Origin of the sequence: Corynebacterium sp. MSK044, from assembly GCF_030232825.1 — a bacterium.
In the GTDB taxonomy this organism is placed as follows: domain Bacteria; phylum Actinomycetota; class Actinomycetes; order Mycobacteriales; family Mycobacteriaceae; genus Corynebacterium.
In genome coordinates, this window is the sequence record NZ_JASPJJ010000005.1 from 86,793 (window position 1) to 99,030 (window position 12,238).

The following is a 12,238-nucleotide window of genomic DNA, read 5'->3' on the forward strand; positions in this document are numbered from 1 at the left end:
GTGGAGCCGAGTTAAGTCACTTGTACGCAAATGAGAGGAAAACACATGAAGGTTGGCGTGATCATCGGATCCATCCGAAAGGGGCGCACCGCGGAGAAGGTTGCCACCTGGCTGCGGGAGAATATCGGGGAGCGCGAGGGCTTCGAGTACGAGTTCATCGACCTCGCAGATTTTGAGCTCCCGCTTTACGACGGCGCCGGCCTCCCCATGCTCATGAACAAGCAGTACGACAATGATGAGGTGACTCGCTGGTCCCAGGTCGTTGATTCCTGTGACGGGTTCATCTTCATCACTCCGGAGTACAACCACTCCGTGCCGGCCGCACTGAAGAATGCCGTGGATACCCTGGGGCCGGAGTGGGTGGGCAAGCCCATCGCCTTCGTCGGCTACGGCAGCCTCGGTGCCGTCCGCGCGATCGAGCACTGGCGCCAGATTGCGTCGAACTTCCACATGCACGACGTGCGCGAGCAGCTTGGTTTCATCCAGGCGATGGAGATGCGCGATGGCTTCAATCCGATGCCGCACCGCGCGACGGAGCTCGCCGCACTGTGTGACCGGCTGGAGGAGTACGCCGGGAAGTTGCGAGGCTAGTTTCTCGCGTGGATCTCGTTCTGCGCGCGCTGGAGGCCCTGAGTGACGACGAGTCGGGCAGCCTCCGCAGCCAGGGCGATCTGCACGTCAAGGCCCTTGTCCTCGACAGGGCCAAGAACCCAGTCGGGGACCGGGGTGCCCTTCGGTGGGCGGCCAATGCCGATGCGCACGCGGATGTAATCGCGGGTACCCAGATGCTCGGTCAGGGACTTCAGGCCGTTGTGGCCGTTCTCATTTCCGCCCAACTTCACGCGGACTTTTCCTGCGGGCAGGTCCAGCTCGTCGTGGAGGACCACGATGCGCTCCGGCGGAATCCCAAGTTTTTCAGCCACAGGGGCAATACCTTCTCCGCTGAGGTTCATGTAGGTCGTTGAACGCACCGCAAAGGCGTTGGTGTCCGGCACCATGAGGCCGTGGGCTTTGATGCCGGGAAGCGGCTGTAGGGGAGCGTCGATAAGCTCGTCGAGCGCCATATATCCCACGTTGTGCCTGGTGGCGGCATATTGTGCGCCGGGGTTACCCAGGCCGACGATGAGCCACTCGGCGTCGATCGCGGCGAGGTCAAAGCCACGGTCTTGGGCGGGGGCCGGTGCGGGGGAAGAAGAAAACAAGCGGCGCAGAAAATCAAACACGGTGCCAAGTCTATGGGAGGTGGGCGTTAAGGTGGACCCCATGCCACCTGAACTTCCCGCACGTTTGCCCCGCGTCATCGCTGCCCCCATGGCGGGCGGCCCGAGCACCCCGGAGCTGGTCAATGCCGTTGGCTTCGGCTTCCTTGCGTGGGGCACGTGCTCGCTTGATCAGGCGCGCGAGGAACTGTCGCGCGTCGAGGAGCCGTTTGGTGTGAACCTCTTCTACCCGCAGCGCGAGGAGCCACTCCGGGAGGATCTCGAGGCGATCGCATCTGAATTGGGTGCGGAGATCCCTGAGCCGGACTACACGTTCGGCTTCCACGACAAGCTGGATCTGGCGCTGGAAGACGGGCGTGCCACCATCATTTCCTGCACGTTCGGCTGCTTCACGGAGGAAGAATTCCGCCGCATCCACGACGCGGGCATCCAGGCGTGGGTGACGGTGACGAATGAGGTCGACGCGCTCAAGGCGACCGAACGCGGGGCCGATGGCTTGATCGTGCAGGGCCCGAAGGCCGGTGGTCACCGCTCCACGTGGACGCTCACCGAGGAGCCGGATCCGCGGCCGCTGGAAAAGCTTCTCGACGGCATCTTCCGCAACGTCAACGTCCCCCTCATCGCTGCGGGTGGTGCGCGTTGCGCTGAAGACGTGGAGTACCTCATCGAGTGGGGGGCTACCGCCGTCGCCTGCGGGAGTGCCTTCTTGCTTGCCGACGAAGCCGGCACCTCCGACCGCAACCGCGCCCTCCTGCGCGAAGGCGGGAATTCTGTATCTACCCGTGCCTTCTCCGGCCGCTACGCCCGCGGCGTGGAGACCTGCTTCACTCGCGAGCACGATGATCTGCCACCGCTGTACCCGCAGCTCAATGCGATGCAGAAACCGCTGCGCAGCGATCCGGACCATGCCTATTGCTTGGTGGGTGAGGACTTCGCGGGCAAGCTGCTGGAAGGGTCAGCAGCCGAAATCGAGTCCGCCCTGTTGGGGCTCAGCTAGCCCAGTACCTGTGGATCCCGGGTGAACCGCTGGAGACTCACGGCGAGGTAGGGGATACCCGGGTCGCTGCCGAAGATGATGTCATCTTGGTGCGCAAATACCCTCATGCGCTTATTGAGGAGTGTGGGCCAGTCGAGTTCAGCTGTTGCGGAGTTGCGCTCGATGTTCTTGAGGATTGCCCATTCTGCCTCCCGGGTGATGCGGGTGCCGCCCATCTGTGCGTCGAGTGGCTTCACCGGGTCAAGCTTGATCGCGTAGTACCGCTGTCCCGTGTCGGCGTACTGCACCCTTTCGTACATATCAGGGGGCGTCATGTCCCGGTAGCCCACCTCCATCAGGACTCCCTCAAGGGCTTGTTCAAGGGGTGCGAGTTCGGGCAGCTCATTCTTGTCAGAATCTGGTTCCTCTTCCGGTGCTTCATTGGAAGTGGTGGTGTCCTGCGCGCTAGTTATTGCCGGGGGCTCGGACAATGCTGGTTCCGCGAGGGAATCATCCTGAGAAGAGCAAGCGGTGAGACCAGCAGCGACAGAGAGGCTGGCGGCGAGGGCACAGAGACTGCGTGTGGAGAACGGGGGCTTCATGGTGATCACGATATTCCCGATATTCACGACATTCCAGCGAGGAGCTCGTCGGCTGCATCGGCGAGCATGATGGGCAGCTCGGCGGACTCTTGTTTGCCGAAGGGCTTGAGTACGTAATCGGCCGGTGCCTGGCGGCCAGGTGGGCGGCCGATGCCGATAGCCAGGCGGTTGTAATTTGGGGTGCCCAGGGATTTGGTGACGGACTTGAGGCCGTTGTGGCCGTGGTCGCCGCCACCGAGGCGGAGTTTGACTTGGCCGAAGTCGAGGTCGAGTTCGTCGTAGATGACGTAGATGTCTGCCGGCTTGACCCCGTAGTAGCTGGCCAGAGCCTTGATAGGGCCGCCGGAAACATTCATGAAGCCGCGGGTGCGTGCGAGGATGGTGCGGCGGTTGGTCAGGCGACCGGCGGTGAGCTCAGCGACCTCAGTGTTCGTCTTCTTGTGCACGCTCAGCTGGGCGGGCATGGGGGTGGTGCGGTCCAGGAGCTCGTCGATAAGCATGGCCCCCGCATTGTGGCGAGTTTGGGCGTAGATGGTGCCCGGGTTGCCAAGGCCGACGATGAGAACCGGTGAAGAATCAGAAGTCACAAGAATTGAGTCTACGTTCCGCAGTCTAGGTCGCGCGGGCCTTTAGGCCGTCGAGGAAGATGTCGATGAGTTCCTGCTGGATACGAGGTGCTGTCGCGTTGATGATCGATGAATTCGGCAGCGGGCGAGAAGCGATCGCCAGTGCGATGTGGAATTCGAGTGGCTCGATATCTGCTGGGCACAACCCAGCTTCCTTTGCGCGGGTGATCAAGGGGGCATAGGCAGCGCGAATCTCCTCGCTGCGTTTTTTAACGATGTGCTGAAAATCCGGATTGTGGTCCATTTCAGTGAACAGGGTTAATCCGAGCAGCGCGAGTTTGAGCCCGGCGATGGCGTGAACTGCACCACTCCATGCCTTTTCGGGATTGGTCTCAAAGAGGGGGAGATGCTGGTTGATGACGACGTCGATGTCGTGGACAGCGTTGGCGCCGATGGCATCAAAAAGCGTGATGCGATCGGGGAAATGCCTGCTCACAGTGGCTACTCCAACCCCAGCCTCTTTGGCGATTGCGCGCATGGACACGTTTGCGCCGTGCTCAACGAGCAATGTTCGGGCGGCGGTAACGATCGCTTCGCGGTTATCAGCAGCGTCCTGTCTCATGCTTGAACCATACCAAACGGCACACTATGCTCCATTTATAGAAGTGGAACCAGGTGTTCCATCTTAGTTTGAAAAGGAGTCTGAAAATGACCACAGCAGTGAAAGAAGAGCGTGATCGCTCAGACGTAGCTAAGGCCCTTGGAGTGATCTTTGGTATCCCCGTCATCATCGGGTTGATGCTTTTTGCGTTCCTCGCGCCCACATTCGCGTCCGGTCCCGCAGGTGTACCGGTGGCGGTGAGTGCGCCGGAGCCGATGGTGCAGCAGCTGACGCAGGGAATCTCACAAAAGGCAGGGGATGAGGCCCCTGAGATCACCGTGATGGACAACGCCGACGACGTGCGCAACGCAGTGCTCGAACGCGAGGCAGTCGGCGGTCTTGCTGTCACGCCTGAAGGGGCCACCGCATTCACCGCTTCCGGTAACGGTGCACCGTATGTGCAGCTTGTCGACGGCATCGCCGGCTCCCTTGAAGCCCAAGGCATGACCGTTGAGCGCGCCGACCTGGCACCGACCTCCTCGGAAGATCCGCAGGCGACAGGCTTGGCTCTGCTGGGTCTTCCTCTCGCATTTGGCGGAATCATCTCCGCGGTCGTAGCGACGTTCCTGTTCCGCGGCTCCAAGTGGACCAAAATTGGCGTGCTAACGGGCATCGCCGTGCTCGGCGCTTTGGTTGCAACGTGGATGCTGCACTCGGTCTACGGCACTCTCACGGGCAGCTTTGGTCTGGAGTGGCTCGCGATCTCGGCAGGTATTTTGGCGACCTCGATGCTGACCGCGGGTCTTGGCGCACTCATTGGTGTAGGCGGTGTTGGCCTCGGTGCTGTGCTGACGATTTTCCTGGCAAACCCGCTGTCCGGCTTGTCGACGGGCCCGTGGTTGCTCCCCGCAGGCTGGTCCACCCTGGGTCAGTGGATGCCGATCGGCGCGACCGGTCACCTCGTCCGCTCCCTGTCATTCTTTGACGGTGCCGGTGCAGGGGCCGCCTGGTGGGTACTGGCCCTGTGGATTATCACGGGACTGGTGCTGCTGTTTGTTGCGCGGCCAAAAGCGGGGGTTAAGCAGCAGAACTAAGTCTGCAAATAAGAGAAACGGCCAGCAACCCCGCGGTGGGGTGCCGGCCGTTGAGGCGTTTAGCCGTTAGCGTCGATAAGCGGCTTACTCTTCGCCCTCGGCAGCTTCCTCGGTGGACTCAGCGCCAGCCTCAGCGCCGCCCTCCTCAGCTTCCTCAGCGGCAGCCTCGACCTCTTCATCAACCTGCTGGAAGGTGACGTTGATGACCAGGTACTCCGGATCGGTGAGCAGCTCTGCACCCTCCGGCAGCGGCAGGTCGCCAGCCAGGATCTGGTCGCCGATCTCCTTGCCCTCGATGGACACGACGATCTCGTCCGGAATCTTGAGGGCATCGACCTCGATCTCCACCAGGTCCAGCTCCTGCAGGACAACAGCGTCCGGAGCAGCCTCGCCTTCGTGGACAACTGGGACCTCGACGTTGACCTTCTCGCCGCGCTTCACGCCCAGGAGGTCAATGTGGTCAATGTTCAGGGTGAGCACGTTCTGGTCGACGTGCTTCACGATGGCCAGGTGCTTCTCGCCCTCGACCTCGAGCTCGAGGATGGCGTTAGTGCCATCATTACGCACGAGAGCGGTGATCTCCAGGATGTCCACGTGGAAGTGAATATTTTCTTCGCCGGCAGAGTAGATGACGCCCGGCACGCGACCTGCTGCGCGCAGACGACGGGAAGCGCCCTTACCAAACTCTTCGCGCTTCTCAGCCTTAATAACAGGGGTGGTAGCCATGATGGTTCTCCTATGGTGTTCTCACCGGGTGGAGCTACAAAAGCGGCCACCCAGACGAAAGTGACAATACGTTCTCGTCGAGTGACCGTGTGATGCTGCGCGAGCAGCGAAAGTCTTCATCGCGTCGATAACGGCCCTGCTGATCTCTCCTGATTGATATAGATCGATCAGATCCGATCAGCAAGTCCCTCGCCGAGACCTGCAAAATTCTAGCAGCACCCCGGCCCGCTGACCAAACTTTCAGCGGCGGTCAGCCAGTAGTGCTAGGGGTTTCTCCCGCCGAGCGTGACAGCGACGCCACGGCGAACAGAATCACGGCCCACACACCCATGGCCGCAAGGCCCACCCGGTAGTCGGGCAGCATGGCCATGAGCACGATCACCAGCACGAAGTACGCGGCGCAGATGTAGTTGGCCACGGGGAACAGCGGAGCCTTGAAACTAGATGAGTAGCCGCGCTTGCGGAAGTTGAGGTGTGCGAAGTTCACGGCCGCCCACGTGATCAGTTCGGAGCCAACCACGACGGCGAGCAGGATGGTGAAGATCTTGCCCTCAAAGAAGTAGTTGAGTAGGACTACGGAGCCCATGAGTGCGCCGTTGAAAAGCAGGGCGCGCAGCGGCAGGCCTTTCGACGTCGTGTGCGCGAAGTAGCTGGGTGCCTGCCCATTGCGGGACAGATCGCGCAACATGCGGGCACCGGAGTACGTCATGGTGTTGCACACAGAGGCGACGGCCGCCATGATCACCAGGTTGAGAAGGTGGGCCGCCCCGTCAATGCCCACGAAGGTGAGCACGCGCACGAAGGGGCTCTCAGACGCCCCCTGTTCATCCCACGGCGCCAGCAACAAGATGACGCTCATGCCACCGATGTAGAACACCAGGATGCGCCAGATGATGGAGTTGATAGCCCTGGGGATCGTTTGCTCCGGATCTTCAGCTTCCCCGGCGGCCGTTCCCACGGACATGATGCCGCCGAAAGTGAATGTGACCGCGACCAAGGAGAACACGACGCCGGTGGCGCCGGTAGGGAAGAAGCCTCCATGGATGGTCAGGTTGTGGAACCCAGCATCGGAGGAAGGCATGAGCACCAGGACGAAGCCAAGGATGATCATGGCCACGAGGGCGAGGACTTTGATCAACGACAGCCAATACTCAGCCTCAGCGAAGATACTCACGCGGGCAGCGTTGATGATCAACACGATGACGAGCGTGACCAGTGCCGTCACCCAGTGCGGGATGTCCGGGAACCAAAAGTCCAGGAAGGTGCCCATGGCGGTGAGCTCAATCATTCCCACCACGATGGTGGTGTACCACCAGTTCCACCCAACGATGAAACCGGCGCGGGGGCTGATGTACTCGCGGGCGTACGCCGCGAAAGAACCGGACACAGGGTTGGCCACAGCCATTTCGCCCAGCATGCGCATGAGCAGATACACGACCACACCCACGATGAGGAATGTGACCAGCACGGCCGGGCCGGCATAATTAATGGATTCGGCAGAACCCAAGAACAGACCTGTACCAATGGCAGAGCCCAGCGCGATCATGTGGAGCTGGCGGCTTTTCATGGCCCTGTGCAGACCAGAATCTACGTCCTGCACAGGAGAAGACCCAGCCTGGACAGCTGGGTCTGGTGTTGGGGCGGACACTTTTACGCTTGGCCCTCAAACAGAGTGGTTACGGAACCGTTTTCGAAGATCTCGTGGATCGTGCGTGCCAGCAGCGGGGCGATAGACAGCACGGTGAGGTTCGTCCAGCCCTCGGTGCTCTGTGGGAGCGTGTCAGTGGTGATGATCTCCTCCGCACCGCAGTTGGACAGACGCTCACGCGCCGGGTCGGAGAACACACCGTGCGTGGTGGCAATCAGCACGGAACGAGCGCCGGCGTCCTTCAGCACGCCGACGGCGCCGGCGATGGTGCCGCCGGTGTCAATCATGTCGTCCAGAAGCACGCAGTCCTTGCCCTCAACCTCACCGACGACGCGGTTGGACACAACCTTGTTTGCAGCGTCGATGTCGCGGGTCTTGTGTACGAAGGCCATCGGCGCGTCACCCAACGTGTTAGCCCACTTCTCAGCGGTCTTCACACGGCCAGCGTCAGGGGAGACCACTACGAGGTTATCCAGCGAGTACTTGGACTTGATGTAATCCGTCAGGATCGGCATCGCGTGCATGTGGTCCACCGGGCCGTCGAAGAAGCCCTGGATCTGGTCAGTGTGCAGGTCCACGGACACGATGCGGTCCGCGCCAGCAGCGGTGAGCAGATCAGCAACCAGGCGAGCGGAAATCGGCTCGCGGCCGCGGTGCTTCTTGTCCTGGCGGGCGTACGGGTAGAACGGCAGGATCGCGGTGATGCGCTTAGCCGAACCACGCTTGAGCGCATCAATCATGATGAGCTGCTCCATGAGCCACTTGTTCAGCGGCTGCGCGTGGGACTGGATGACAAAGCAGTCAGAGCCACGGACGGACTCCCCGAAGCGGATGAAGATCTCGCCGTTGGCGAAGTCGCGCGCCGTGGTGGGCACCAGCTCGATGCCGAGTTCGCTGGCGACTTGCTCCGCCAACTCGGGGTGCGCACGGCCCGAAAAGACCTTGAGATCTTTGTGGCTTTCGACTTTCTTACCGGTCATTGGTCAGGTGTTGCCTTTCAGTCAGTTATCGCTCGCGGTATCGGTTGCGTTCTCACGTGCGCGCTGGGCAGCTTCCGCTGCGGCCGTACCGGGCCGCTTGGCTTCCACCCAGCCCTCGATGTTGCGCTGGTGTCCTTCCTTGATGGCCAGGGCGCCCGCAGGAACATCTTCACTGACTACTGTACCCGCGCCCGTATACGCACCATCGCCCACGGTCACCGGTGCCACAAACATGGTGTCGGAGCCGGTGCGGCAGTGGTCGCCGATGGTGGTGTGGTGCTTGTTCACGCCGTCATAGTTCACAAAAACAGAGGAGGCGCCGATGTTGGATTCGCGGCCCACCGTGGCATCGCCGATGTAGGTGAGGTGGGGGACCTTGGAACCTTCGCCAATCTGCGCGTTCTTGGCTTCCACGAAGCCACCGAGCTTGCCGCGTGCGCCCAGCGTCGTGCCGGGGCGGATGTAGGTGAAAGGCCCCACGGTTGCCTCGTCGCCGATCACGCCAAGCTCACCCTGGGTGCGCACGACGGTGGCGCCGTTGCCCACCTCCATGTCGGTGAGGGTCGTGTCGGGGCCAATGGTGGCGCCGTCGCCAATCGTGGTGGAGCCCCACAGCTGCGTGTTGGGGTGGATGGTCACGTCCTGGCCGATCTCCACGTCCACGCCGATCCAGGTTGTGGCCGGGTCGATGACCGTGGCGCCAGCGCGCATTGCACGTTCCACGAGGCGGCGGTTGAGCTCCTTGCCAGCCGCGGCGAGCTGCACACGGTCGTTGACACCGGCGAGCTCGCGGGCATCGGGGGCGGTGAAAGCGGCGACCTTGTGGCCGTCGTTACGCGCGATGCCCAGCACATCCGTGATGTACAGCTCGCCCTGCGCATTGTCAGAATTGATGCGGGTCAGCGCGTCACGCAGCACGGCGCCGTCGAACGCGAAGACGCCCGAGTTGACCTCGCGCACGCGACGCTGCTCATCAGTCGCATCCTTTTCCTCCACGATTTCCTGGACATCACCGGCCGCATCGCGGATGATGCGCCCGTAGCCCGTGGGGTTCTCAAACTCGAGGGAGAGCACGGTCACCGCAGCATGTTCGCTTTCATGCTTATCGACGAGCCTTTCAATCGTCTCCGCCCTCAACAACGGCACATCCCCATTGGTCACAACCACGGTGCCCGTGAAATCCGGGATCGCCTCCAAGCCCACCTGCACGGCGTGGCCGGTGCCGTTCTGTTCCTCCTGCACTGCCTGCAGAATGGTCACGTGCATGTGCTCGGCGATCGCGTCCACGGCGGGAGAGACCTGGTCACGCTGGTGGCCCACCACAGCGACGAGGTGCGCTGGATGAAGGCCAGCAGCCGCATGCAAGGAGTGCGACAGCAAGCTGCGCCCACCAATTTCGTGGAGCGTCTTTTGCTTCGTTGACTTCATGCGGGTCCCCGCGCCAGCAGCGAGAACAACAACAGCGCGCTGCGGGGTGGAGGAATCAGAAGGGGTAGCAGGTGTTGTCACCGGCATGGTCTCCTTGTTGTCAGTACGTGAAGTGGACAGGGTGTAGCTTCCACACAGCTTAACCGTGTGGGCCTAGACACCGGGATCCGAAACGTCCTTAAGGCGCGCGGCCCCAAAGACTCCGGCAAAACCCATAGCGGCGAGGAACAGCAATGCCGCCTGGGGGCCGAAAACGGCGATGGCGGAAGAAATCGCACCCACAATGAGCAACACGATTCCCATGACCGTGTTGGACACACCTGTGATCAGCGTGCGCTGGTCACCTTCGGTCATATCCACCAGGTAGGTTTTGCGGGCCACGCGCACCGTCATGTGCGCCAGGTTGACCAGGAAGAAACCCAGCGGCATGACCCAGGCGTTGACAGCAGCCGGGGCGAATTGGGCGCTGGCGACAAGTCCGACGATGACAACGGACGCGACGGCAGCCGCCATCGACATCGTTGTTTTGGAGGAACGATCCGACCACATGCCAGACACGCGTCCACCCACCAGGGCCGCACCACCGGACGCGATGATGAAGGCGCCCAGGCCAGCCAAGTTCGCACCCTCACGATGCGCAAGCACCACGATGAACGGGGTGGACAGCGCCGTGGCCAGCAGCAGGGAACGCACGATGAGGAAATTCTGCAGGGCCCGGTCGCCCTTGACCAGCTGCCACATTTGCTTGAAGCCGTGGTGGCCCGTGGACTTTTCCACCTCTGCTGCCGGTTCTTTAATGCCGGAGAACACAATGCTGGCGAAGGCCCACATGGATGCGCCCAGGGCGAGCAGCGCCACGATGCCCCATTCCGGCAGATCATTAGGCAGGAAGAACAGAATCAATCCGACCGCGAGCGTGAACCCACCGCCCAGGGCTGTTGCGCGGCCCGTAATCACACCGCGGCGACCCTTGGAGATCGTGCGGCCCTGTACATCTTTGCCAGCAATCGAGCACACCGCCCTGAACAGTGCTAGTGCGCCAACGAGGATAAGGGTGGTGATGCCGAGGAGCGTGCCGCTGAAAAGCAACGCGCACACCGCGATGAGCGCAGCTGAAATGGCTTGACCCCATGAACCGATAAGCCACACTTTCTTGCGTGAGGCGTGCGACGTGACCCACGGGCTGAGCGCGAACTGCGGCAGCATGGAGCCTGATTCCCTGATGGGCACCAGGAAGGATGTGAACGCTGCCGGCACTCCAGCGACAGTAAACATCCAGGCCAGAACAGTTTTCGGTGCGACAATCTGATCGCCGATATTCTGCAGGCCGTTTGACCAGATGAACCGGCGGGCGTTGTGCTCCTCATGCGGCATGGGGGAATTCATAAACCGGATAGTAGGTGCTGCGGAAACCCCCGTCGCGCTAAGTGTCGGCTAACTTAGCGCGGGCTACCCGCACTAATCGCACTGAAGCACCCTGGTCAGGAAATCCTTTGGGGCACCCAGCGCACGCAGTTTGTTGTGATCAAAACAGTGGTGTCTGGTAACTGAGGATTGGCCGTCATAATCGATGACTTCCCACTGGCCATTGGTGAAGTGGAAATGTCCGATGAAATCAGTACCGTTTTGTCCGGCTGTGGCCCATGTGCCATCGCAGAAGAGGACGGCGGTTCCCATCGGGGTGGGCCATTCCTCAACAACCTCATCGAAAGCAGCTGGCTCGCAGGAACCTCTGACCGGTTCACCGCCTGAAGTTTCGAGGAACCTGCGGTAGAAGTCCAGCACCGGACCAGACGGGGATAGACCGATTTCGCCGTCGATGATGCCCCAATCGGTGTTGGAGAAGGTCATGGATTCCGTCCTAGTACCGTCCGGGGAGGCGTACTCGGTGCGGCCACCTCCAGGGTTACCTTCCCTGAAATGCCAGGTGGCGCCACTTGGGCAGTCGCCGACGGTGATCTTCTCGGTCCTGATGCTGGGCGCTGTTTCCTCGAGGATGCCGTAGCATCCGCGGTCCGGGTACGTGATGGTTGCTACCGTCAGGTTTTGGTCCCAACGGAAAATGACCTCGGTGGCTTCACCCTCTGGGGTGCCAGCGGTTTCGAGAACGCCGGTGGTTCGCACGGCCGGTTTGGGGAATTCGATGCCATCTGGTTCCGCCCCCGGCGCATTCGGGTTGATTCCCACCTCGCCTGCGGTGTCTTCCGGATCAGTCTGGGGCAGCAGTGCGGTGGAGGTTGCGCCATCCGGGGTGGTGTAGGAGACATCCATGGTGTCGTCCTTGCTGGGAGTGAAGGTCCATTCGGTGCCGCTGTCGCCTTCACCGTGGACAATGTTTTCGCGGTAGGTGTTCTTCCCGGTACGGGTCAGAGTGGAGTGGCGCTTCAACGTGGGGGA

At 61.5% G+C, this 12,238-nt stretch carries 13 protein-coding genes; 3 read left to right on the top strand and 10 right to left on the bottom strand.

The window, feature by feature from the left end; genetic code table 11:
* The first annotated feature begins 45 nt into the window (after positions 1 to 45).
* On the top strand, positions 46 to 591 hold the full coding sequence (locus tag QP994_RS04815; protein ID WP_284865570.1) for an NADPH-dependent FMN reductase: 546 nt from the start codon (positions 46 to 48) through the stop codon (positions 589 to 591).
* Here QP994_RS04815 and pth (QP994_RS04820) read toward each other — a convergent pair.
* Complete coding sequence (pth, locus tag QP994_RS04820) at positions 588 to 1,265, bottom strand: aminoacyl-tRNA hydrolase (RefSeq protein WP_502870007.1); 678 nt, start codon at positions 1,263 to 1,265, stop codon at positions 588 to 590. The two genes, QP994_RS04815 and pth (QP994_RS04820), sit on opposite strands and share 4 nt — an antisense overlap.
* Here pth (QP994_RS04820) and QP994_RS04825 point away from each other — a divergent pair.
* A complete protein-coding gene (locus QP994_RS04825) occupies positions 1,264 to 2,217 on the top strand; it encodes a nitronate monooxygenase (RefSeq protein ID WP_102723251.1) in 954 nt (317 codons plus the stop codon). The two genes, pth (QP994_RS04820) and QP994_RS04825, sit on opposite strands and share 2 nt — an antisense overlap.
* Here QP994_RS04825 and QP994_RS04830 read toward each other — a convergent pair.
* The 3 genes from QP994_RS04830 to QP994_RS04840 are packed head-to-tail and all read right to left on the bottom strand — an operon-like array spanning position 2,214 to position 3,986.
* Entirely contained in the window at positions 2,214 to 2,798 is a 585-nt protein-coding gene (locus tag QP994_RS04830) for a hypothetical protein (RefSeq protein ID WP_146014921.1), read from the bottom strand. The two genes, QP994_RS04825 and QP994_RS04830, sit on opposite strands and share 4 nt — an antisense overlap.
* A gap of 23 nt (positions 2,799 to 2,821) precedes the next feature.
* Positions 2,822 to 3,385, bottom strand: a complete 564-nt coding sequence (gene pth / locus QP994_RS04835; RefSeq protein ID WP_102723249.1) for an aminoacyl-tRNA hydrolase — start codon at positions 3,383 to 3,385, stop codon at positions 2,822 to 2,824.
* Positions 3,386 to 3,410: 25 nt separating this feature from the next.
* A complete protein-coding gene (locus QP994_RS04840; RefSeq protein ID WP_284865572.1) occupies positions 3,411 to 3,986 on the bottom strand; it encodes a TetR/AcrR family transcriptional regulator in 576 nt (191 codons plus the stop codon).
* A gap of 86 nt (positions 3,987 to 4,072) precedes the next feature.
* Here QP994_RS04840 and QP994_RS04845 point away from each other — a divergent pair, with 86 nt between their 5' ends.
* On the top strand, positions 4,073 to 5,059 hold the full coding sequence (locus tag QP994_RS04845) for a hypothetical protein (RefSeq protein WP_102723247.1): 987 nt from the start codon (positions 4,073 to 4,075) through the stop codon (positions 5,057 to 5,059).
* Between the two features lie 84 nt (positions 5,060 to 5,143).
* Here QP994_RS04845 and QP994_RS04850 read toward each other — a convergent pair whose 3' ends face one another.
* From QP994_RS04850 to QP994_RS04875, 6 genes are all read right to left on the bottom strand, one after another.
* Entirely contained in the window at positions 5,144 to 5,785 is a 642-nt protein-coding gene (locus QP994_RS04850; protein WP_284855382.1) for a 50S ribosomal protein L25/general stress protein Ctc, read from the bottom strand.
* A gap of 250 nt (positions 5,786 to 6,035) precedes the next feature.
* On the bottom strand, positions 6,036 to 7,352 hold the full coding sequence (locus QP994_RS04855) for an amino acid permease (RefSeq protein ID WP_284865573.1): 1,317 nt from the start codon (positions 7,350 to 7,352) through the stop codon (positions 6,036 to 6,038).
* A gap of 83 nt (positions 7,353 to 7,435) precedes the next feature.
* Entirely contained in the window at positions 7,436 to 8,413 is a 978-nt protein-coding gene (locus QP994_RS04860; protein WP_284865574.1) for a ribose-phosphate diphosphokinase, read from the bottom strand.
* Positions 8,414 to 8,434: 21 nt separating this feature from the next.
* The gene (gene glmU, locus QP994_RS04865) at positions 8,435 to 9,928 is read right to left on the bottom strand and encodes a bifunctional UDP-N-acetylglucosamine diphosphorylase/glucosamine-1-phosphate N-acetyltransferase GlmU (RefSeq protein WP_284865575.1); all 1,494 of its coding nucleotides are present in this window, start codon (positions 9,926 to 9,928) and stop codon (positions 8,435 to 8,437) included.
* A gap of 66 nt (positions 9,929 to 9,994) precedes the next feature.
* Positions 9,995 to 11,227, bottom strand: a complete 1,233-nt coding sequence (locus QP994_RS04870) for an MFS transporter (RefSeq protein WP_284865576.1) — start codon at positions 11,225 to 11,227, stop codon at positions 9,995 to 9,997.
* 72 nt (positions 11,228 to 11,299) lie between these two features.
* Positions 11,300 to 12,229, bottom strand: coding sequence for a hypothetical protein (locus QP994_RS04875; protein ID WP_284865577.1), 930 nt, complete (start codon positions 12,227 to 12,229; stop codon positions 11,300 to 11,302).
* Positions 12,230 to 12,238 lie beyond the last annotated feature (9 nt).